Source organism: Desulfoprunum sp., from assembly GCF_053613775.1.
In genome coordinates, this window is sequence record NZ_JBSHXH010000004.1 from 563,409 (window position 1) to 586,386 (window position 22,978).

The following is a 22,978-nucleotide window of genomic DNA, read 5'->3' on the forward strand; positions in this document are numbered from 1 at the left end:
GTCCTTTATTTTTTAAATCGATCCTATACAATTAAAAAGGTCAGCGTGGCAATTCAATCAGGTCTTTTCCCGTAGAGGTGCGCTATGTGGTTTGTCAGGTTTGTATCGTCATCAATTGGCAAAAAACTGATAATGGGATCGACGGGGCTGCTGCTGCTGCTCTTTCTCTGCTCCCACGCTGCCGGCAATGCCACGATCTACATGGGCAGCGAGGTCTTTCAGAGCTATGCCGACGAGCTGCACAGCCATCCCCTGATCGTCCTCGTCTTCAGCACCATCGTGTTGTTTCTCTTCATCATCCATATCGCCCTCGGACTCTACCTCTTCTTCGAGAACCGTCTCGTCACCCCTTCGCGCTATGCGGTTGACAAAAAACAGGCCAGGAACGCGTTTGCGGCCAACACCATGCCGTATACCGGTCTTCTCATCCTGTTGTTCGTCCTGGTCCATGTCTTCGGATTCACCTTTTCCCCCAGGGAGATCCCGATCAGCGTGACCGTCAAGTCCACCCTCAGCGGCATTTTCCACGGGATGTTCTACCTCATCTCCTTCGCCATTCTGGCCATCCACCTGAGCCACGGCTTCTGGAGCATGCTGCAGACCTTCGGCCTCAATCATCCGCGATACAACACCCTGATAGCCCGGTTGACCTATATTATTCCCGCTTTTTTCCTCCTGCTCTTCGGAGGGATCCCCCTGTACTTCATGTCCGGTGCAGGCGCTTCGTTCTAACAGAAGCACGGTTGCAAATCTCCCCCGGCGCCCGCCGCCGCAAAACTGGTGAAATAGGATCAGACGATGAAACTCGATGCCCGCATTCCTGCCGGAGATCTGGCGCAAAAATGGGATAACCACCGCTTTGCCAGCAAACTGGTCAACCCGGCGAATCGCCGCAAGTTCACGATCATTGTCGTCGGCACCGGCCTGGCCGGGGCATCGGCCTCGGCCACCCTGGCCGAACAGGGCTACAACGTCAAGACCTTCTGTATCCAGGACAGTCCGCGCCGGGCCCATTCGATCGCCGCCCAGGGCGGCATCAACGCCGCCAAGAACTACCAGAACGACGGCGATTCGGTGTTGCGGCTGTTCTACGACACGATCAAGGGCGGGGACTTCCGGGCCCGCGAGGCCAACGTCTACCGCCTGGCCCAGGTCAGCGGCAACATCATCGACCAGTGCGTGGCCCAGGGGGTGCCCTTCGCCCGTGAATACGGCGGCACCCTCGCCAACCGTTCCTTCGGCGGGGCCCAGGTGTCGAGGACCTTCTACGCCCGGGGCCAGACCGGTCAGCAGCTGCTGCTCGGGGCCTACGGCGCCCTGTCGCGGCAGATCCACAGCGGCAAGGTGACGATGTTCAACCGCCGCGAGATGATGGATCTCGTCGTCATCGACGGCCGGGCCCGCGGCATAACAGTCCGCAATCTGATGAACGGCGAGTTGGAGAGTCATGCCGCCGACGCCGTGGTCCTCGCCACCGGCGGCTACGGCAACGTCTATTTTCTATCGACCAACGCCATGGCCTCCAATGTCACCGCCGCCTGGCGGGCCTGCAAACATGGGGCGGGCTTCGCCAATCCCTGCTTTGTCCAGATCCACCCCACCTGCATCCCCGTCCACGGCGACTACCAGTCGAAGCTGACGCTGATGAGCGAGAGCCTGCGCAACGACGGCCGGGTCTGGGTCCCGGTTCAGCAAGGCGACCGGCGGCCGCCGGCGGCGATCGCGGAGGCCGAGCGCGACTACTATCTCGAAAAGAAATACCCCAGTTTCGGCAACCTCGTCCCCCGCGATGTCGCCTCGCGCAACGCCAAGGAGCAGTGCGACGCCGGCAAGGGGGTCGGCAGCACCGGCCTGGCCGTCTATCTCGATTTCGCCGAGGCCATCAGGCGCGACGGCGAGGCCACGATTCTGAAAAAATACGGCAACCTGTTCCAGATGTACGAGAAGATCACCGCCGCCAATCCGCTCAACGAGCCGATGATGATCTATCCGGCGGTGCACTACACGATGGGCGGGCTGTGGGTCGATTATGACCTGATGACCACCATTCCCGGCCTGTTCGCCCTCGGCGAGTGCAACTTCTCCGACCACGGCGCCAACCGACTCGGGGCCAGCGCCCTGATGCAGGGGCTGGCCGACGGCTATTTCATCATCGCCACCTCGATCGCCGGATATATCGGCGCCTCGTCGCTCCAACCCGTGGCCGCTACCGCCCCGGCCTTCGACGAATCAAGGAAGAATGTCGCCGACCGGCTCCACCGGCTGCTGCGCAACAGCATGCGGGGGCCGGCCGGCAAGGTCACCGTCGACGAGGTCCACAAGCACCTCGGTCGGCTGCTGTGGGACAACTGCGGCATGGCGCGGAACAAGGCCGGTCTCGAGGCGGCCCTGGAACAGCTTCCCGCGATACGCGACCAATTCTGGAACGATGTCTACATCCCCGGCAATGCCACCGATATCAACCAGTCCCTCGAACGGGCCGGCCGGGTCGCCGATTTCCTCGAGTTCGCCGAGATCATGATCCGCGATGCCCTGGCCCGGGAGGAATCGTGCGGCTGTCACCTGCGGGAGGAAAGCCAGACCGCGGAAAACGAGGCGAAACGCGACGATGCCAGCTATTCCCACGTTTCGGTCTGGGAGTACCAGGGGGAAGGCGAGCCGCCCGTCATGCACAAGGAGCCGCTGGTCTTCGACAACGTCACCCCGAGCCAGCGCAGCTACAAATAAACCGGATCGCCGGCCGCCCTTTACGACAACCATCTCCACGGTATATGACGATGAGCAGCATTGACCTCACATTGCAGATCTGGCGCCAGAAGAATAACGATTCCCTCGGTCATCTCGAGACCTACCCCATCAGCGGGATCAATACCGACATGTCGTTTCTCGAGATGCTCGATGTCCTCAACGAGCAGCTGACCAGGGACGGAAAGGAGCCGGTGGTCTTCGATCATGACTGCCGGGAAGGGATCTGCGGCATGTGCGGGGCGGTCGTCAACGGTATCGCCCATGGGCCGGAGCGGGAAACTACCCTCTGTCAGCTGCATATGCGCAACTTCCGCTCCGGCGACACCCTGGTTATCGAGCCGTTCCGCTCCCGCGCCTTTCCGATCCGCAAGGACCTGATGGTCGACCGCTCCGCCTTCGACCGCATCATTCAGTCCGGCGGCTACGTCTCGGTCAACACCGGCGGCACCCCGGATGCCAATGCGATCCCCATCCCGTCGGCGACCGCCGAACTGGCGATGGACGCCGCGGCCTGCATCGGCTGCGGGGCCTGTGTCGCCAGTTGCCCGAACGGGGCGGCGATGCTGTTCACCAGCGCCAAGATCTCCCAGCTCTGCCTCCTTCCCCAGGGCCAGCCGGAACGGCGGCAGCGGGCCCTGGCGATGGTCGAGACGATGGACCGGGAGGGGTTCGGCAACTGCACCAACGCCAGGGAATGCGAGGCCGTTTGTCCGAAAGGCATCTCCATCCGCAATATCGCCCGTCTCAATCGGGAATTTCTTGCCGCCAGTCTTTTAGAAGGCTAAACTTACCCTTCTCTGGATAAAGTGCCGGCACTGCCATCGCCCTGATGGACCGGCACCCCGATCCGTTTTCCATCGCTGAAAAATCTCCATGTTCCATGATGTCGTCATCGTCGGGGCGGGACCGGCCGGGCTCGCCTGCGCCAGGATTCTTGCCCGCGGCGGTCTGAAGGTCCTGGTCCTCGAAAGAAAACCGCATCCGGGGCCGAAGGTCTGCGCCGGCGGCATTACCTGGAGCGGCTTGATCAACCGGATCCCCGGCTGCCTCGAGGAAAACCGCTTTCACCGGCAGTACATTTTCACCCCGCTGCAGAAGATCCGTCTGTCTTCGGCCGATCCGATCATCGCCACGGTCAACCGGGAAAAACTGGGCCGCCATATGGCAGCGGAGGCAGCTGCGGCAGGGGCGGAAATCGTCGCGTCGGCACAGGTCAAGCGGATCGACGACGGCAGGGTGATCTTCACCACCCGGCCCACCGGCAGAGAACAACACGCCCGTTTCCGCTGCCTGGTCGGCGCGGACGGGTCGGCCTCGCTGGTCCGGCGGCATCTGCGCGTTCCGACCGAGCACCTCGGCATCGGCATCAACTACCAGGTCCCCCGCCCGTTCGCAGAAATGGAATGGCATCTCGCCCCGTCATTGTTCGGCAACGGCTACGGCTGGATTTTTCCCCACCGCGACACGACCTCGGTCGGCGCCTATGTCGATGCGGCGGTGATGAAGGCCGGCGATCTGCACCGCGGGCTGCGGACCTGGGCCGCCGGCCGGGGCATCGCCCTCGACGGCACCAGGCAGCGCGCCGAATTCGTCAACTTCGACTATCGCGGCTGGAACTTCGGCACGGTCTTCCTCGCCGGTGATGCCGCCGGCCTGGCCTCGGGCCTTACCGGTGAAGGAATCTTCCCGGCCATCGTCTCCGGTGAGGCGATAGCCCGCTACATCCTTCATCGGGGGAGTGACCTTTCGGATCTGCACCGGCTGATCCGGATCCACAACCTGCACAAGCGTACAGTCCTGCTGACGGGCAGGAACCGGCTGCTGACGGCGCTCGTCGCCGAGACTGCCGCGCTGGCCCTGCGTCTGGGTCTTGTCAATTTTACCAAACTCGAGATGTCGCATTAGCCTGTCCCGGAAATCCGAAAAGCCCGGAGAACGCCCCATGAAACTCTCTGCGAAAACCATCGTCCTCAATATCCTCTTTCTCCTGGTCTGCGCCGCCATCCTCCTCTTTCTGCTGAAGGCCCCGGATGAGACCACCTCCCGGTTGCCGATGGATGACACCCATCGCCAGTTCCAGTCGGGCATGAGCAAGAAGGAGGCCGAGAAACAATGCGGTGAATGCCACGGACCGCAGGGCCGGATCCCGCTCCCGCCGGACCACCCCCCCCCCTATCGCTGCCTGTTCTGTCACAAACGGCAGCTCTAAGCCTCAGCCGGCCTGCAGGCTCTTCTTGGCGATCTCGTAGACATCGCCGGAGAGATCGTTGACTGCGAGGAGCCGTTCCAGCTGGTTGCGGATCAGGTCCTGCCGCACCGGATCGTAGCGCTTCCAGGCCGTCAGGGGCGACAGCATCCGGGCCGCGATCTGGGGATTGGTCGCATTGAGCTCGATGATCCGGTCGGCCAGGAAGGTGTAGCCGGCCCCCGAGATGTCATGGAAGCGGTAGTGGTTGCCGGAGCAGAAGGCGCCGATCAACGCCCGCACCTTGTTGGGATTCTTCATTGAAAATGATGGGTTAGCCAGCAGCCGGGTGACCTCGGCGAGGGTGTCCGCAAGCGGCGAGACGGCCTGGAGGGTGAACCACTTGTCGAGCACCAGCGGGTCGGCCTGCCACTTGGTGTAAAAATGGTGAAGGATCTCCTGCCGCTGCCGGCCCTCGATCCGGGTGATGCAGGACAGGGCGGCAATCGCATCGGTCATGTTGCCGGCCTCGGCGTACTGGCGGCAGCACAGGGCGTAGCTCTCCTCATCGGTCGGTACCCGGGCCAGCAGGTAGGCGAGGGCGACGTTCTTCAGACTCCTTTGGCCCATCGCCTCGGGGGTGATCCGGTATTCCCCCCTGTCCTCGTTGGTGTCGTAGATTCGCCGGAACTCGTCGGCCAGAAGCGACGCCAGCTGCGATCCGACAAACTCGCGGCCGAGATGGAGATTGTCGGGATCGACCGTATCCATCTGCTGGGCCAGGTAGGACTCGGCCGGGAGCTGCAGGGCCAGGGCGAGCAGGGCCTTATCGCTCGCCGGCCGCTGCAGGTTCATCCTCACCGCCGCGACAAAGGCCGGATCGAGCGTCGGCTGCTCGTTTGCCTGCAGCCGCGCCACCGTCTCCATGATCACGATTTCGGACAGCTTGCTGGCGGCGTGCCAGCGGTTGAAGAGATCGGTATCATGGGCGAGCAGGAAGGCCAGTTCCTCCCTGGTCTGGTCCGGTTCCACCTTGACCGGGGCGGAAAAACCGCGCAGCAGGGACAGTACCGGTTTCTCGGCGATGTCCGAAAAACTGAAACTCTGTTCCCGGTCGCGCAGTTCGAGGACCCGGGTCCCGTCGGGTTCTCCGCTCAACATGTCCTGGCCCCGGCGGTCGAGCAGGCCGACGGCGAGGGGGATATGGAACGGCTCCTTGCCGACCTGGCCGGGGGTGGCGGGGCACGACTGCCGTATGCTGAGGATATAGCGCCGCTCGTCGGCCAGCCACTGACCGCTGACCTTGACGACCGGGGTTCCCGCCTGGCTGTACCATCGCTTGAACTGGTGAAGATCGATCCCGGAGGCATCGGCCATCGCCGCGGCAAAGTCATCGCAGGTGACCGCCTGACCGTCATGACGGGCGAAATAGAGGTCCATCCCCTTCCTGAACCTGGCGGCGCCGAGGAGGGTGTGCATCATCCGGATGATCTCCGCCCCCTTGTTGTAGACGGTTACCGTATAGAAATTGTTGATCTCGACATACGAATCGGGCCGCACCGGATGGGCCATCGGCCCCGCATCCTCGCGGAACTGGAAGTTGCGGATGAGCTGGACATCGTCGATCCGCTGCACCGCCCGCGAGTTCATGTCGGAAGAGAACTCCTGGTCGCGGAAGACGGTCAGCCCCTCCTTCAGACTGAGTTGAAACCAGTCGCGGCAGGTCACCCGGTTGCCGGTCCAGTTATGGAAGTACTCGTGGGCGACCACCCCTTCGATGCCGACGAAATCCTGATCGGTGGCCGATTCCGGCGAGGCGAGGACGCAGCGCGAGTTGAAGATGTTGAGCCCCTTGTTCTCCATCGCCCCCATGTTGAAGTCATCGACGGCGACGATCATGAAGATGTCGAGATCGTATTCCAGCCCATAGACATCTTCGTCCCATTTCATCGCCTTCTTCAGCGAACGCATGGCATGATCGCACTTGTCGCGGTTGCGCTCCTCGACGAAGATCCGCAGGGCGATATCCCGGCCGGAGCGGGTGGTGAAGGTATCGTCGATCGACACCAGCCGGCCGGCAACCAGGGCGAAGAGATAGCAGGGCTTGGGGAACGGGTCCCGCCAGACGGCGTAATGCCGGTCGTCGCCCAGCTCGCCCGACTCGACCAGGTTGCCGTTCGACAGCAGCACCGGGCAGGTCTGGCGGTCGGCCTCGATCCGGGTGGTGAAACGGGCCAGGACATCGGGGCGGTCGGGATAATAGGTGATGCGGCGGAACCCCTCCGGCTCGCACTGGGTGCAGTAGTTGCCGTTCGAACAGTACAGGCCCTCGAGCGCGGTGTTGGCGACCGGGTCGATCCTGGTTGCGACCTGCAGTTCGAAGCGATCTTTCCCCGGGACAAGGGTCAGCTCCTTGTCGCTGACCTCGTATTCCCCCGCTTCCAGTCTCCGGCCGTCCAGTCGAACCTCGACCAGTTCCATGTTCTCGCCATGGAGCAGCAGCCGCCCCGTACAATCGGTGCTCTGCTGGTTGACGGCATAGATCGTATCGGCGGTGACCAGGGTAAATTCCGGATGCAGCTGGAAGGTCAGGCGGATCTCTTCAACCAGATATTCCGGAACGGCGTACTCTTCCCGGTATTTGGTGGTATGTTGTTCGGCGGTACTCATACGTTGTCGTCCTTGCGCAGATGGTTGGATGGTGATCATCGATCAGATGAGAAGCGGGTCCGGCAATGGGCGAGGGATAGCTGTCCGGCCGACATTGATGGTTGACAGTGACCAGCTTTTCATTATATTCAAAAAAGTTTATACAAAGCCCCCTGAATGAAATCAATTTCAATATAGTATCACTTGTCCAAATGAGAAGTATCAAATGATTACAATCAACGAGCACTATTTGAAACTGCAGGCCTCCTACCTCTTTTCCGATATCGCCAGGAGAGTGGCGGCGTTCCAGGAAAAGAACCCTGATATCGAGATCATCAAACTCGGGATCGGCGATGTCACCAGGCCCCTGCCCAGGGCCTGCATCGACGCGTTCCACCGGGCGGTCGACGAGATGGCGTCCGAGGCCAGTTTCCGGGGCTATGGCCCTGAACAGGGGTATGCCTTCCTCCGGGAGGCCATCGCCAAACACGATTTCCAGGCCCGCGGGGCCGATATCCAGGCCGACGAGATCTTCGTCAGCGACGGGGCCAAATGCGATACCGGCAATATCCAGGAACTGTTCAGCCAGGATATCAAGATCGCCATCCCCGATCCGGTCTATCCGGTCTATCTCGACACCAACGTCATGGCCGGGCGGACCGGCGGTTACGTCGATGGCCGCTACCAGGGCATCGTCTATCTCGACTCGACCAGGGAGAACAACTTTGTCCCCGCCCTCCCCCGGGACAAGGTCGACCTGATCTACCTCTGTTTCCCCAACAACCCGACCGGTTCAACCATCAGCACGGCGGAGCTGAAGACCTGGGTCGATTACGCCCGGGAGCACAAGGCCCTGATCCTGTTCGATGCCGCCTACGAGATCTTTATCCGCGACCACAGCCTGCCCCATTCCATCTATGAGATCGAGGGGGCGAAGGAGGTGGCGATCGAATTCAGGAGCTACAGCAAGAGCGCAGGCTTTACCGGCACCCGCTGCGCCTACACGGTGATCCCGAAGGAGTGCACGGCCTACGACGGCAAAGGGGGGCGACACCCCCTGCACCCCTTGTGGAACCGCCGTCACTGCACCAAATTCAACGGCGTGTCCTATCCGGTCCAGCGGGCAGCCGAGGCCGTGTACAGCGAGGAGGGCAAGGCGCAGACCAGGGCCCTGGCCGACTATTATCTGCACAACGCCGCCAGTGTCCGCCGGGAAATGCAGGCCCTGGGCTTCTCGTTCGTCGGCGGCGAAAACTCACCCTACGTCTGGATCGACGGTGGCCGCGATTCCTGGGATTTTTTCGACATGCTGCTGAACAAGGCCGGGGTCGTCTGTACCCCGGGGGCCGGCTTTGGCCGCTGTGGCAACGGCTACATCCGCATCTCCGCCTTCAACAGCCATGAAAATGTCGAAAAGGCGATGCAGAGGATCAAAGGCGCACTGTCGTAAGACCTTCCCGATCGGGGCGCAGGACGATGGGGCAGCATATCCCTGTCGTCCTGCCATCATTGCCGTTCCACTACGACAGCGGGATCGAAATGAACATGCTCCTTCTTTCCCCCCATCTCCGTGATGGTGGCCTCCCGGCGCTCCCTAATCCAGTCAATCACTCCTCTGACCAGACGTTCCGGCGCCGATGCCCCGGCGGTAATCCCAACTTTTTGCTTCCCATCGAACCACGAAGCCTGCAGATCGCCGCTGTCGTCGATCAGATAGCCGGGCGTGCCGTGACGTTGCGCCACTTCGCGAAGGCGGTTGGAATTGGAACTGTTTTTTGAGCCGACAACGAGGATGAGATCGGTCTGTTCCGCCAGCCGCTTCACTGCGTCCTGGCGATTCTGGGTGGCGAAACAGATATTCGAGGATGGCCCGCGAATATCCGGAAACCGTTGCTTGAAAATCTTGACAATGCCGATGATATCCTCCCGGCTGAGGGTCGTCTGGGTGACATAGGCGACTTTCCCCGGATCGGTGACCCGGCATTGCCGTGCCTCCTGTTCGGAAGAGATGACATGGACCCGGTCGGTCACCCGCCCGGCCGCCCCGATGACCTCGGGATGACCATGGTGGCCGATGATCAGCACATCGCAGCCTTCGCCATGATACTTCTCGACCATCCGGTGGACGCTCCCGACCAGGGGGCAGGTGGCATCGACGGTCTTGAGACCGAGCTGTCGCGCGGCCTGCTCCACCGCCCGCGACACTCCATGGGCGCTGAAGATGCAGATCCCCCCCGCCGGGATGTCGGCCAGATCTTCGACGAACACCGCGCCAAGCTGTTCAAGTTCGTTCAGGACATGAAGATTATGAACGATCTCGTGCAGCACGTACACCGGTTCCCCATACCGCCTCAAGGTCAGGCGGACGGTCTCGATCGCCCGCTCGACCCCGGCGCAGAAGCCACGGGGTTGAGCGAGGATGATCTCTATCGGGCCGGTTGATCCGTTCATTGCAATCGCCCCATTTCCGGTCGGGATCCTGGAGCAGCCATCACTGCCATCAGATATTCGGGACGATGAGGATCGGCACCTTGGTCAGACGGGCCACCCGTCTGGCCGAAGAACCCATGACCTTGCTCCCCATGACCTTTTTCGACGACTGGCCCATGACGATCATGTCGGCATTGTATTTTTCGGCCGCCAGCAGGATCTCCTCGCTCGGTCGTCCGGCAACAACAATGATATCCTGCAGCGGAATCTGTTCCCATCCCGCTCCATCGCACTCCTCGTCACAGAATTTTTTCACCCGCTCCTTCATCGTGGCGATGATGTTCTTCATCCCGTCCTTCTGTATCTCTTCGATCGCCGTTTCCGGCATATACCCGGCGATGATGGCCCTGGCGGTCTCGGTCAGCGGTTCGACGACATTGAGCATGATGATCTTGGCCTTATGGACGTTGGCATGGGCGATTGCCTGTCTGAATACCGGTCTGGTAAACTTACCGAGATCGGTCGCGTACAGAATTGTCTTGATCTGCGGGATGTTGTTCATCGTGATGCTCCTGTTCATTGAGGTATGGGGGAACTGCCTGCTGCAATGGCGTGTTCATGCGTCAACGCTGCGTACGAACAATATTGTATGGCCGGATTGGCGAAAAAACCATACCCTGATGAGCAAAATCCGTTAAAAACCCGAAAGATTCTGAAGCGAAAGTCGATGCCGCTCACTTATAGTCCCTTTTCTCCAGCCCGTGCTTGCGCATCTTGTCGTAGAGGGTCTTGCGCGGAATCGCCAGGGCCTCCATGACATCCTTGATGCTGCCGTTGCTTGCAACCAGGGCCTGTTCGATGAGACTGCGCTCGAAACAGTCCACCTGCTGCGGCAGGCTCCTTTTCTGGCCGATCTCGATCCCGGAAAGCAGTTTCTCCAGCGACCATTCATACTGGCTCCCCAAAAGGACATACCTCTCCGCCAGATTACGCAGTTCACGGACATTACCGGGCCACGAATAGGCCATCAGGGAATTGAGCTGGGACGCCACCGGCAGCGGCACTTCCTGCTGATACCGATGACCGGCGACGAGCAGGAAGTGATGAAACAGCAGTGGGATGTCCTCCCGCCGCTCCCGCAAGGGCGGGATCTCGAGGCACACCACGCCGAGGCGATAGTACAGGTCCTTCCTGAACTCCCCCGCCTCCGCCAGCTGGCGGAGATCGACCTTGGCGGCGGCCACGATCCGCAGGTCGAGGGGGATCAGTTCGTTCGAGCCGAGTCGCTCCAGCGACCGCTCCTGCAGCACCCGGAGCAGATGGATCTGGATCCGCAGCGGCATCGACTCGATTTCATCCAGCAGCAGCGTCCCGCCGTTGGCATGTTCGAACTTGCCGATCCGCCGGGTTCTGGCGTCGGTAAAGGCGCCGGCCTCGTGGCCGAAGAGCTCGCTCTCGATCATCGTCTCCGAGACGGCGCCGCAGTTGACGGCGACAAAATTGCGAGTCCGCCGCTTGCTGTGCTCGTGCAGCGAGCGGGCCACCAGTTCCTTGCCGGTCCCGGTCTCGCCCATGATGAGCACATCGGCGCCGGTATCGGCGACCTGGGCGATCATCGACCGCAGGTGTTCCATGGTCGGCGTCTTGCCGAGTATCCGGGGACCCGGGGCGCTGTGGGCCTCGAGTTCGCGCCGCAGGCTGCGGTTTTCCAGGGTCAGGGCCCGTTTCTCCAAGGCTCGCTGGACCGTCTTGACGAGCCGTTCCGAGGAATACGGTTTTTCGATGAAGTCATAGGCGCCGTCGCGCATGGCCTGAACCGCCGTCGAGATATCGCCATGACCGGTGATCAGGATGACGGGGAGGTTGGGATCGATCTTCTGGGCCCGGACGAGAAATTCCAGGCCATCCATGTTCGGCAGCCGGATATCGCAGACCACCACCCCCGGCCATTCGGTGGACAGGACCGGCAGGGCGTCTTCGGCGCAATCATGACAGGTTACCGCCAGATCCGCCAACTCCAGGGTCTGCTTGTTGGCCTGGCGGATATGCTTTTCATCATCGATGAAGACAACCTGGTTCAATGCTTCCATGTTTCAGGCCTTCTCGAGGGTAATTTGGAATCGTGCGCCGCGCCGGGTGTTGACCGCGGTAATCTTGCCATTCATATCAAGCAGGATCCGGTCGCTGATGGTCAGTCCCAGCCCCAGACCCTGGCCTGATTTTTTGGTCGTATAGAATGGTTCGAAGATGTGGGGGAGATGCTCCGGCGGAATCCCGGCACCGCAGTCCTCGAACACGATCGTGACCATAGCCGCTTCGAGTTTCGCCTCGATGGTGATCTCTTTCCTGTCGCCCTCCTCCATCGCCTGGATGCCGTTGCTGATGACATTGACCAGCACCTGCTGGAGCAGGACATTGTTGGCCTTCACCCGCAGATCCTCGGGAACGATCCGCACCTGGACCGTGACCCCCGATTTCTTGATCGCCGGGCCGAGAATCTCCAGGGTCCCATCCATCACCCCATGGACCGGCACCACGGTCATCTGCCCGCTCGACTTCCGCGAAAACAGCTTGAGCTGATTGCCGATCTGGGCCATTCTCTCGGTGAGTTCCCCGATCTGCTCGAGATTCCATCGGGTATCGGCAAGCCGCCCCTTGTCGAGCAGCTGGCAGCCGTTTTCGGCATAGCTGCGGATGGCGGCGAGCGGCTGGTTGATCTCGTGATTGATTCCGGCCGACATCTGCCCGAGGGCGGCCAGTTTGGCCGCATGGATCAGCTCGGAACGGGTTTTTTTGAGGGCGATTTCAGTCTTCTGCCTGTCGGCTATCTCCTTGCGCAGCAGCAGGTTGGTCTCGGTCAACTCCCGGGTCCGGTCGAGAACGCGCGATTCCAGCTGCTCGTTGGCCTCTTCCAGATTCCGGCGGGCAGCCTCCTCAATCCGGTTCAGTTCCCGCAGGCGATGCTGCCGTTGCGAGAACAGCAGGAGCAGAAAAAAGGCCAGGAACAGACCGGAACAGGCAAGAATGTTGTTGATCAGGATGTCCCGCTTCAAGCTTTGGATATCAGTGAGAATGTTGACATTCCATTGCGCTTCCGGCATGAAGTGGAATTGCCGCAGATACGTTTTGGGCTCACTCTCCTGGGGCGGAGTGAGCCTGATGATCTGGCGGCTCTTTTCGATCACCCCCCGGTCAGTACTCAGCGCCTCGAAGCGGGTGTTGGGGTAACGTTTGCTCTCGATGATCTTTTTCTGTACCGCCGGTTCAAGCGGATCGATGGTCCGATAGCGCCACTCGGGGGTCGAGGTGATGAAGATCACCCCGTCGGGATCGGATATGAGGTAGCTTTCATCGCGATGGGCCCAGTTCCGCTCCACCGTGTCGATATTGACCTTGACCGCAACCACGCCGAGTATCCTGATTTTGTCCCGCACCGGAAAGGCAAAATAATAGCCGCGCTTGGACGAGGTCGTGCCGAGGGCGTAATATCGGCCGAGGCGGCCCTTCATCGCCTCCTGGAAATACGGGCGATAACTGAAGTTGTTGCCGATGAACGGATTGTTGTCCTTCCAGTTGCTGGCGGCAATCGTCAAGCCGTTCTTGTCCATCAGGTAGATATCGGCCGTGTCACTGATGCTGTTGATGGCCTCGAGATAGCGGTTGAGGGTTTCAACCTGGTGATAATCGCCGGGATCCTGCAAAGTGGCCACCAGCAGACGATCGGTTGCCAGCAGTTCCGGCAGGCTCTCGTATTTTTCCAGAACCCCCGAGAGGTAGGTAATATAGAGTTCAAGCTTGACCTTGCCCTGGTCGGCAAGCTTGTCGAACCCTCGCCCGTAGGTCCATCTGCTGGTCAGGTAGACCACGGCGCCAAGGAGAAGGATAAAGAGCAGTACCCCCTTGAGGATGGAAAAATGCCAGGGGCTGATTCCCTTCACACCTGGCTTCGTCTCGGTCGGTACAGCCTGATCCATCGCGTTTCTTCGCTGAAAAAGCAGCATTCCGCAGCAGCCTGCAGTTTCACCCGCTCAAGAGACAGTTCGGCCTGTGTCATCCAGGGACCAGGCGAACTACCGCCGTACCTCGATCCCGGCAGCGGCGACGGCCTGCTTGACCTCGTCGATTCCCACCTCGCGTCGATGGAAGATGCCGGCGGCCAGCGCCGCATCGGCATTCGTCGCCGTGAAGACCTCGACGAAGTGGTCGGCCTTGCCGGCCCCACTGGAGGCGATGACCGGGATGTGAACCGCCTTCTTCACCCGGGCGATCAACTCCAGGTCAAAGCCGCTGTTGGTGCCGTCCCGGTCGATGCAGTTGAGCAGGATCTCGCCGGCGCCGAGCAGTTCGCACACCTGCGCCAGTTGGACCACGTCGATGTCCCTCCCCTCCCGGCCCCCCTGCACCGTGCACTGGTACCAGCAGTACCGTTCCCCGTTCGGACCGGGAAATTGGGTAGCGATGGTCGCATGCGGGGTGGCGTCAGGCGATGCGACATAGACCCGTCGCGGATCGATGGAGATGACGACGGCCTGGGCACCGTAGACGATCGAGATCTGTTCGATGGCGCTGTTCCCCGTCCTGACGCCCTCTGCCAGATAGCGCTCGACCTCGTACACGGCATCGCTGCCGATCGAAATCTTGTCGGCTCCGGAACGGAAATATTCCGAGGCGACATCGAGGGCGGTGTAGTGCCGGCCGTCGGAGGCGGTGAACGAGCGGATCCCGCCGCCGATCGTCAGCGGGACGAAGACGTTCTCCGAGGTCCGTTTCAGGACCTCGAGCATCGGCTGATCCTCGAGGGGGAAGTCACGGAAGCCGGTGATATTGAGAAAGGTGATCTCGTCCGCCCCCTCCTCGTAATACCGCCGCGCCAGGTCAACCGGTTTGCCGAGATTGCGGACCTCGCCCCGATCCCGGACATCGTACTGGTCGCCCTTGGTGACGACCAGATCTCCGGCGTCGTTGCTGCGGACATCGAGACAGGCGATGATCCTCTTGGCGAGGCTGGTCGTACCGCCCTTGGCCACACGGGAAGGGACCCCGGAGACGGCGAGCCCCTCCTGTCGACGGAGGAAATTGTCGAGGATGGCCAGGCCCGCCCGGCCGCTCTTTTCCGGGTGGAACTGAAAGGCGGTGACGTTGCCCTTCTCCACCGCCGAGACAAACTCGCCGCCGTAGCAGGTCGTGGCCAGGAGCCAGTCGTCGCACCGGTCGTCGACGACCGCATGGTAGGAGTGGACGAAATACAGTTTTTCGCCGTTATAATCAACCAGCAGCGGGGATTCTTTTTTGGGCAGGATGCCGTTCCAGCCGATCTGCGGGACCGACAGGCCGGGGGTGGCAAACCTCCGGATCATCCCCGGGATCACGCCCAGCCCCGGGACCCCGGGGGATTCTTCGCTGCCGTCGAAGAGGGCCTGGAGGGCGACACAGATCCCGAGCAGCGGCCGGTCCAGGCGAATCCGTTCCTGCAGCGCCTTGTCGTAACCGTCCCGGATCAGTCGTTCCATGACCGTCCCGAAGCTGCCGACACCGGGAAAAACCAGTTTGTCGGCGGTCACGATGTCTTCGGGACAGCCGACATCCTGTACGGTGAAACCGAGTTTTCTGATGGCGTTGCGGACGCTGCGGACATTGCCGGCGCCATAATCGAGAAGTGTTATCATCGTTTTGACTCGTATTGTTCCAGACCGGTGCCGCATCCGCCCATGTTCCCATCACCTGGGCATCGGGCCGGCCGCCGGTATATCATTCCGCGGTCTCAACCATCCGGTAGTATCTGCCGAAGGCACAGCTGCGGCAGAGCAGTTCCCCGTCCCGATCGACCTCCCGGCCGTCCTGCACCCAGTCGTGGCAATTGCTGCACTGTACCCGTTTCAGCGGTCGCCCGGGGAGATTGACCGCGGGGATATCCACGGCCACATCCTGCACCAGGAACAGCTCGTCCTCCGCCATCACCTTGTAGGCCTCGAGCTGGCGGCTGTACTTGTCGCCACCCTGGCGGCAGTACCTGTCGGCCAGGTCCCTGGCCTCTTCCCGTGCCGTGACCCTGACCGCCCTGCCGGTCTCGAGATTGACGAAGGTGGCCGCCATGACGCCGAGGTCGTGAAAATACATCGAGCGCTTGCCCAGGCTGCAGCCGGTCACCGACTGGATGGCGTCCGTGGCGCAGCGGTCGATTTCGACCAGCACATAGAGTTTCTTGCGATCGGCTCCCCGCGGATCGTCGATACCGATCCGCTGCAGGGCCAGCATCGACATCCGGACCCCGATGACCTGGCCGGCGCAGATGTGACCGTGAACCGTGACCGATTCGGCCAGCAATGCCTCAAAATCTTTCATAGCTTCGCTTCTCGAGTGAATTGTACCGGTATTGCGGCAAACCAACGACGATCGTCAGAATTCAAAACCCTTCTGGGCGGCTATGCCGTTGGCATAGGGATGCTTGATCTCGATCATCTCGGTGACCAGATCCGCCATCTCGATCAATCTGTCGCTGGCGTGCCTGCCCGTCACCACCACATGCATTTCGGGCGGACGGCGCTGCAGCACCTGGAGCACCTCCTCTTCGGCAACCATATTATACCTGATCAGGTAGGTGAGTTCATCCAGGATTACGAGGTGGTGCCGGTTGCCGTCGATGGTCTCGACGGCGAGCTCCCATCCTTTCCGGGCGAGAGCCGTATCCTCGGCGAGATTCTCGGATTTCCAGGTAAACCCTTTGCCCATGACGTGAAATTCGATGAGAGGGGAGATATTTTTGGCGAACAGATGCTCGCCGCTGGTCCAGTTGCCTTTGATGAACTGGATCACGCTGACCTTGTGCCCATGCCCGAGCGCCCTGAAGGCAAGGCCGAGGGCGGATGTCGTCTTGCCCTTGCCGTTGCCGGTGAACACCGCCAGAAGTCCTCTAGTCATCCTTCGCCTCTCTCGTTCCATGACTGAAATGCCGATCGTATAATTTAGACACCGCCTCCGGCGGTTGCCGGTCGAAGACCCGGCCCACGCAGATCATCGCCGTCTTTCTGATCTGTTGTGCCGCCGCAGCCGCACAAATGGTCGCCAGCGTGCCCCGGACAATTTTCTCGTTTTCCCAACTCGCTCGCTCGACGATCACCACCGGGGTATCGCCGGGATAGCCGCCGGTCCGGAGTTCTTCGACGACGGTGGCGAGAAGGCCGGCCGACAGGAAAATCAGCATGGTGGTCTGGTGACTGGCCAGCAGGCTGAGCTTTTCCCGGGCCGGTACCGGGGTCCGTCCTTCCTGACGGGTGATGATCACCGTCTGAGCGACCTCCGGCAGGGTCAGCTCGGCCTTCAGGCTGGCGGCGGCGGCAAAGGCGGAACTGACGCCGGGTATCACCTCGCAGGGAATGGAGGCGGCCTCGAGCCGCACCATCTGTTCCCGGATCGCTCCGTAGATCGACGGGTCCCCGGTATGCAGGCGAACGACGCGCAACCCTTTCTGCCAGGCTGCAACCATCAGCTCGACGATCTCATCGAGGTTGAGTCCGGAGGAATCGTGAATGTCGGCCGTGCAGCCGTCGAGCAGTTCCCGATTGACCAGGCTGCCGGCATGGATGATGACGTCGGCGGCGTCAAGAAGCCGTCGCCCCTTGACGGTAATGAGTTCGACGTCGCCCGGCCCTGCACCGACAAATGAAACGGTAAATCTGTTAATTGGAGTCATTATTTACGAATCCACATTAATTTTTTTTGGCCGACAATCAGAGAGATCGGGTTGAGACCGGCTATTTGACGATCGGGAAAGGTCTGGCGCTCAACCGACAGGGTCGTTATCTCCACGGCCAGCCCTTGGGAATACAGCAATCCTGGTGCGGCGTCGCGGGTCGTGCCAAGTACTGCACTGATCACGATCCGGCCGCCATCCCTCAGGCTGCGGCAGGTGGAGGCGACGATATCCGCCAATCTTCCGCCGTTGCCGCCGATGAACACCCGATCCGGCGGCGGGAGCTCTTCCAGGACCGTCGGCGCCTCGCCTGGAACGATCTCGATGTTCCAGGCCCGGAACCTCCCCCGGTTCCAGGCAATATGCTCGAGCTGTTCCCCGTTCTTCTCCACGGCAAAGACCCGCAATCCCTTGGCCAGACGGCCGCTTTCGATGCTGACCGAGCCGGAGCCGGCGCCGATATCCCAGAAAATCCCGTGCGCAGGCAGCCTCAAGGCATGGATGACAGCGGCCCGGATCTCGTTCTTGGTGATCAGCCCTCGGCTGTGCTCGATTTCCTGCTCCCCGAGGCCAAAGACCGGGTAGCCGGTCTCCTCGGTCCAATCCTGCAGGATAACAACCGTATTCGGTTGCGCAAACTGCCTGTCGGCAATCTCCTCCAGCGATCCGGCGCTTATCCGTTCCCCAGCCACCCCGAGATGTTCTCCGACGAACAGCGAAAAACAGGGTCGCCGCCGGGGCGAGATATGGCGCAGTATCGCGGCGGCTATGAACGCGGGATTGTTCTCTCCGTCGGTCAACAGGCACACCTTGGGATGCGCGAGGATCTCCGCCATCTGCAGCCCGGCCTTGCGGCCATGAAGACTGATGAAACGCGCATCGTGCCAGGGGATTTTCAGGCGGGAAAAGAGGAACTGCATCGCCGAGACGGCGGGATGGACGATGATTTTGTCCGAGCCGAACTGTCGCCCCAGCACCTCGCCGATCCCGAAGAACAGCGGGTCCCCGCTGGCGAGAACGGCGATATTTCCCTGATCGGCGTGCGCCGCGATGGTCTGTAGCGCCGCCGACAACGGGGTTAGCGCCACTATCTGCGATCGAGGGTAGTCCGGCAGCTGTTGCCGCAGCAACGACTCCATTGAAGCGGCAGCGACGATCAGCCGGCAGTCGGCCAGCATCGCCACCCGGCGTGGATCGATTGTTCCTTCGGCGATGCCGACGATATGGATCTTGAAATCGTTCATCGTGGCTCAGACCGTCTCAATGATTCTCCCGGTGGCGAGGACGAGATAGACACTGACCGGCAGACCGGATACGGACTGGCAGTAATCCCGGGCGGCAAGGCAGGCTCTCCGTATGACCGCATCAGCACCGTGCCGCTGCAGGCGGTCGAGGATCTCCCGAGCGGTGTTCGACCCATGGAGATAGTCGAGGTTTGTCTTCCTGCCGGTAAGATTTTCGAGAAAGGAAACGGCACTCTCGGCATCAAGGGCCCCGTGCCGGACATGGGTCTGGGGAATCGCCATCGCGGCCTTGAGAATCTTGGCCCACATCCCGCCGAGATGGATCCGGGCAAAGTGGTGTGCCGAGGCTTCCAGGAGCGAGAACTCGAGGTAGTCACCCATCATCACATGGGCCTCCTCAGGCAAGCGGCAGCGCTCCTCCATCGCCTTTTCCGAGGTGCGCCCGGTGGACAGGACGATCTCGCGCACCCTCATTTCCCTCGCCACATCCATCGAGGCGGTAATGGTGGCGGTCCAGGCCTCGGAAGAGATCGGCACGACGACGCCGGTCGTGCCGAGTATCGATAATCCGCCGATAATTCCCAGCCTCTTGTTCAGTGTATGTCGGGCCAGAACTTCCCCGTTCGGGATGGAGATCTCGACCTGAACGCTATATTTCCCGATCTTTTGCCCCGATGCAGCGAAGGCCTCTTCTACCGCTTTCCTGATCATGGCACGAGGGACCGGATTGATGGCATGGCTGCCGATCGGGAGGGCGAGACCCGGCTTGGTGACCATCCCGATGCCCGGCCCGCCGGTGATGATGATGGCGCCTGCATCTCCGGCATTCGCTTCGACAATCACCACTTCGGCAACGATTTCCGCACCATTGGTCACATCAGGGTCGTCGCCTGCGTCCTTGATCACCGAACATACGGCCGACCGCCAGGTCCCGTCGACAGGTCGACACCCGGCAAGGTCAAAATCGATATTTCTCCCGTCGGGAAAAGGGATGGCGATCCGCGATACCGGTTCTCCGGTGAGGGCGGTCAGGGCCGCACCCTTGGCTGCCGCCGCCGCACAGGCCCCGGTAGTATATCCAGATCTGAGTCGTTTCATGAATAAAAAAAGGCCGCCCCTTACAAGGAACGGCCCTTAGACAAATTTTTTCCAGGCATATCTTCTCCGGTGTTTCAATCTCTCCGGTTTATATGAAAAGAAAGCCTTCCATTCCCCTGTTATGCACGGTCAAATCGTCTTTGTTAGCAGCAGAGTGACAACCACACCTGCACATATCGGCCGGATACGCAGAGCCGGTGCGTAGATCTACACCAGGAATTAATTGACAGCCTCGGACAATTTGCTGCCTGCTTTGAATTTGGCAACCTTTTTCCCTGGAATCTTGATGGCCTTTCCTGTCTGGGGGTTTCTTCCCTGGCGAGCTTCGCGTTTGGATACGGAGAATGTTCCGAAACCGACCAGAGTCACCTTGTCACCTTCCTTCAACGCCTCAGCAATTGCGGACAGCGTACCGTTCAATGCTTTTTCGGCAGCAGCCTTGCTTATATCTGCAGCACCTGAAATGCTCTCAATAAGTTCCTTCTTGTTCATGTAATCCTCCCTGCTAAGATCTTACGTTACTTAGTATCAGGACTCTGTGTCCCTTCTCCTGTGTTGATGCTTTAATCAACCTGGTTTCAATTGTCAAAAGAAAAAGTGGCGCAATTATCTTTTGCCCGAAGGTGGCTCAATATCCTACAACCCTTTAGATTCGGGGTATTGCGGCTTCTCGTGTGCACAATAATTGAATCGGTCTTCAGACGCAAGCACTAAATCGAAATCATTGATAAAATTTGAACAGTGAAAATAATCATCATATTATCGGCATGTTACATTATTGAAATTAAAGCCATAACCGAGGTCGGAAACATAGGTCTGGAAGGCGCTGCGGATATCCTCACGTTGGAAACGTTCCATCTCTTCATGACGGATCTCGAGGTGAATATCATTCTGTACCAGCCTGAACCGTGATCCCGGATAACCTGATCGATGGAGAAAGGCCTCCGCCATGTCGATGTGCTGCAACAGGCGGGCCTCAATCCTCCGGCCTGACCCGACTCTTGTTGCCAGGCAGGAATTGGCGGGCAGGGCATGATTCGGCAATCCAGCCTGCTGTGCCAGCAATCTGATGTCCATCTTGCTCAGCCCGGCATCGAGCAACGGCGTCATCACCTCCAGTTCCCGAATCGCCTGCATCCCCGGCCGGTGCTGGAGCACATCGTCGGCATTGGTGCCATCAAGCAGTCGCCGTGCCGTGTCTTCGGAAAATTCGTCCGAAAAGCGCCGGTACAGCCGTTTCTTGCAGAAGTAGCACCGCTGGTCGGTATTTTCGACAAACTCTTCCCACCCCAACGGATCGACAGTGATCCGCCGCAGCTCAACACCGTCGGGAAAAAGGGTACCGAACAGGGCGAGCGCCTGTTCCCGTTGGATGGCTCCGTTCAGACAGGACACGGCATGCACGGCGATCACCCGGTCCGGACCGAGGGCCTGGACTGCGGCATGGAGCAGCAGCGTCGAATCGACCCCGCCGGAGTAGGCAACCGCGACCCGCTCCAATTTCCTGAGTGAGGCATGGAGCAGGGCCAGCTTGCCCGTCATCAACCCGGAGCTATTCAGATCCATCCGGCAGCGTCTCGGCAGGACGGCTCAGCAGAAATCGGCCGGAGGAAATCCAGTCCTTGAGAATAGTGGCGATTTCCCTGGCCTTGACGACACTGGAGAGCGGCGCCGTCTGGACCTCCTTGCCGTTGACGATGATGGACCCGGATTTCAGCTGGGCATAACTCACTTCGCCGTAACTCCTGACAATGCCGTTGGTATAATCATGGCCATAGTCGACTATCTGGGTATAGATATCCTTGTCCGAGACCCCGGTAAAGGCTGCCATCTCGCCGTTGAGGATGGGGATGGGAATGCCGAGACCGACTGCCAGACTGTTGCCGTACCCCAGGATGGAAACTCCTCTCAGCCAGTCAGGGGACATCTGTTTCAGGTCACCCTGGACCATCAAGGTCCCGGCCGCCTTGCGCGGCACCCCTCCCGGGGTCCGCGGTGCGGTGGGCTTGTGCTGGGTGCCGTGCCAGGTTACATAGCCGATACCGCCACCGAGGAAGATCCTGGTGCCGATGCCGATGGTCCTGTACAACGGATCGTTCAGCAATGGACTCAGTTCGCCGGCGCTGCAGTAGTTGGCGTTGCGGCAATGCGGTTTCAGCATTCCCATATAGGTATAGACCGCCCGGTCCGTCAGATTCACCGCACAGTTGTAATTCTGATAGCCATTGCGCGGGTTGCAGAGGAGGGCCGTGGGGAGGTCGTCGAGGCCGACCTCTTTCTTCATCTTTCGGGCGGCGTAGCAATCGGTGCCGTAGGCCTTGGCCTCAAGCAGGACCTTTTTGCCGCGGAGGAGGTCCTCGATGACATGCCCCCCGCCATAGCGGAATTCGCCAGGATAAATCTTGTTGAGCGGATCATCCTCGCATGGTTCGGTTGCACCGATATAGGCATCGACCGCGGCGAGCCCGGCATAGGCCGGAACTTTGTTGACCCAGACCCGGGAGGCCTTGATGGTCGGGACCATCTGACCGAAATTGAAGAACATGCCGGAAGAGCACATCGGGGCGAAGGTGCCGGTGGTCACCACATCGACTTCTCTTGCCGCCTGCTCGGCCCCCTTTTTCCGGACAATCCCCACCATCTCCTCGGCGGTAACCACAACGGCCTCTCCGGCCTTGATGCGGGCGTTGATTTCCTCATAGGTCTTGCTTATTTTCTGTTTTGTCATGAATGTAGTCGTATTATTCAAATGTTAGAATGAAACCGTCGCAACTGCAGACAAGGCCCCGAACAAACGAGAGTGGAAAGGGACGTTGTCGTCTGGCCGGATTTTTTCCGCCTTGACAGAGTTTTTTCTTTTTCCTAAGCTGATGATCCCCTAGCGGAACAGGCTGATCTGTTGTCTTTCCTTGCATTCCGCATGAATCTAACAGG

20 protein-coding genes are annotated in these 22,978 nt (G+C 60.3%); 6 read left to right on the plus strand and 14 right to left on the minus strand.

The window, feature by feature from the left end:
- Positions 1-84 precede the first annotated feature (84 nt).
- The 5 genes from ACWGKN_RS06615 to ACWGKN_RS06635 all read left to right on the plus strand — a co-directional run bounded on the left by ACWGKN_RS06615 (position 85) and on the right by ACWGKN_RS06635 (position 4,957).
- On the plus strand, positions 85-732 hold the full coding sequence (locus ACWGKN_RS06615; protein ID WP_035227626.1) for a succinate dehydrogenase cytochrome b subunit: 648 nt from the start codon (positions 85-87) through the stop codon (positions 730-732).
- Between the two features lie 66 nt (positions 733-798).
- On the plus strand, positions 799-2,727 hold the full coding sequence (locus ACWGKN_RS06620; protein ID WP_035227625.1) for a fumarate reductase/succinate dehydrogenase flavoprotein subunit: 1,929 nt from the start codon (positions 799-801) through the stop codon (positions 2,725-2,727).
- A gap of 44 nt (positions 2,728-2,771) precedes the next feature.
- Positions 2,772-3,533: a succinate dehydrogenase/fumarate reductase iron-sulfur subunit gene (locus tag ACWGKN_RS06625; protein WP_424253431.1), complete on the plus strand. Its 762-nt coding sequence runs from the start codon at positions 2,772-2,774 to the stop codon at positions 3,531-3,533.
- 88 nt (positions 3,534-3,621) lie between these two features.
- A complete protein-coding gene (locus ACWGKN_RS06630) occupies positions 3,622-4,653 on the plus strand; it encodes an NAD(P)/FAD-dependent oxidoreductase (RefSeq protein WP_035227622.1) in 1,032 nt (343 codons plus the stop codon).
- 37 nt (positions 4,654-4,690) lie between these two features.
- Entirely contained in the window at positions 4,691-4,957 is a 267-nt protein-coding gene (locus tag ACWGKN_RS06635) for a hypothetical protein (RefSeq protein ID WP_035227619.1), read from the plus strand.
- A gap of 3 nt (positions 4,958-4,960) precedes the next feature.
- Here the strand turns inward: ACWGKN_RS06635 and pepN are convergent, their stop codons facing one another.
- On the minus strand, positions 4,961-7,603 hold the full coding sequence (pepN, locus tag ACWGKN_RS06640) for an aminopeptidase N (RefSeq protein WP_452094908.1): 2,643 nt from the start codon (positions 7,601-7,603) through the stop codon (positions 4,961-4,963).
- Positions 7,604-7,808: 205 nt separating this feature from the next.
- Between pepN and ACWGKN_RS06645 the strand changes: the two genes are divergently transcribed.
- Positions 7,809-9,032, plus strand: a complete 1,224-nt coding sequence (locus ACWGKN_RS06645) for an LL-diaminopimelate aminotransferase (RefSeq protein WP_035227617.1) — start codon at positions 7,809-7,811, stop codon at positions 9,030-9,032.
- A 56-nt stretch (positions 9,033-9,088) separates the two neighbouring features.
- On the opposite strand, the gene ispH is transcribed toward ACWGKN_RS06645, so the two are convergent.
- The 13 genes from ispH to ACWGKN_RS06710 all read right to left on the minus strand — a co-directional run bounded on the left by ispH (position 9,089) and on the right by ACWGKN_RS06710 (position 22,772).
- Complete coding sequence (gene ispH, locus ACWGKN_RS06650) at positions 9,089-10,033, minus strand: 4-hydroxy-3-methylbut-2-enyl diphosphate reductase (RefSeq protein WP_452094909.1); 945 nt, start codon at positions 10,031-10,033, stop codon at positions 9,089-9,091.
- 49 nt (positions 10,034-10,082) lie between these two features.
- A complete protein-coding gene (locus tag ACWGKN_RS06655) occupies positions 10,083-10,574 on the minus strand; it encodes a universal stress protein (RefSeq protein ID WP_424253424.1) in 492 nt (163 codons plus the stop codon).
- Between the two features lie 172 nt (positions 10,575-10,746).
- On the minus strand, positions 10,747-12,102 hold the full coding sequence (locus tag ACWGKN_RS06660; RefSeq protein ID WP_035227615.1) for a sigma-54-dependent transcriptional regulator: 1,356 nt from the start codon (positions 12,100-12,102) through the stop codon (positions 10,747-10,749).
- A 3-nt stretch (positions 12,103-12,105) separates the two neighbouring features.
- Entirely contained in the window at positions 12,106-13,986 is a 1,881-nt protein-coding gene (locus ACWGKN_RS06665) for a sensor histidine kinase (protein ID WP_424253422.1), read from the minus strand.
- 96 nt (positions 13,987-14,082) lie between these two features.
- Positions 14,083-15,678, minus strand: a complete 1,596-nt coding sequence (locus ACWGKN_RS06670) for an imidazole glycerol phosphate synthase HisHF (protein WP_035227613.1) — start codon at positions 15,676-15,678, stop codon at positions 14,083-14,085.
- An 82-nt stretch (positions 15,679-15,760) separates the two neighbouring features.
- On the minus strand, positions 15,761-16,354 hold the full coding sequence (locus tag ACWGKN_RS06675; RefSeq protein WP_035227612.1) for an FmdE family protein: 594 nt from the start codon (positions 16,352-16,354) through the stop codon (positions 15,761-15,763).
- A 54-nt stretch (positions 16,355-16,408) separates the two neighbouring features.
- Positions 16,409-16,930 carry a cob(I)yrinic acid a,c-diamide adenosyltransferase gene (gene cobO / locus ACWGKN_RS06680; protein WP_424253419.1) on the minus strand — a complete coding sequence of 174 codons (522 nt, stop codon included), beginning with the start codon at positions 16,928-16,930 and terminating at the stop codon, positions 16,409-16,411.
- The gene (gene cobM, locus ACWGKN_RS06685) at positions 16,923-17,702 is read right to left on the minus strand and encodes a precorrin-4 C(11)-methyltransferase (RefSeq protein WP_035227610.1); all 780 of its coding nucleotides are present in this window, start codon (positions 17,700-17,702) and stop codon (positions 16,923-16,925) included. Before cobM ends, cobO begins: the two co-directional genes overlap by 8 nt.
- Positions 17,702-18,946, minus strand: a complete 1,245-nt coding sequence (gene cbiE, locus ACWGKN_RS06690) for a precorrin-6y C5,15-methyltransferase (decarboxylating) subunit CbiE (protein ID WP_452094910.1) — start codon at positions 18,944-18,946, stop codon at positions 17,702-17,704. The genes cobM and cbiE overlap by 1 nt, the downstream gene beginning before the upstream one ends.
- A gap of 6 nt (positions 18,947-18,952) precedes the next feature.
- Positions 18,953-20,044, minus strand: coding sequence for a cobalt-precorrin-5B (C(1))-methyltransferase CbiD (gene cbiD, locus ACWGKN_RS06695; protein WP_035227604.1), 1,092 nt, complete (start codon positions 20,042-20,044; stop codon positions 18,953-18,955).
- 219 nt (positions 20,045-20,263) lie between these two features.
- Complete coding sequence (locus ACWGKN_RS06700; protein ID WP_424253415.1) at positions 20,264-20,536, minus strand: HU family DNA-binding protein; 273 nt, start codon at positions 20,534-20,536, stop codon at positions 20,264-20,266.
- A 267-nt stretch (positions 20,537-20,803) separates the two neighbouring features.
- Positions 20,804-21,610 carry an ATP-dependent sacrificial sulfur transferase LarE gene (locus tag ACWGKN_RS06705; protein WP_452094911.1) on the minus strand — a complete coding sequence of 269 codons (807 nt, stop codon included), beginning with the start codon at positions 21,608-21,610 and terminating at the stop codon, positions 20,804-20,806.
- Complete coding sequence (locus tag ACWGKN_RS06710; protein WP_035227599.1) at positions 21,597-22,772, minus strand: homocysteine biosynthesis protein; 1,176 nt, start codon at positions 22,770-22,772, stop codon at positions 21,597-21,599. The genes ACWGKN_RS06705 and ACWGKN_RS06710 overlap by 14 nt, the downstream gene beginning before the upstream one ends.
- Between the last annotated feature and the right edge of the window lie 206 nt (positions 22,773-22,978).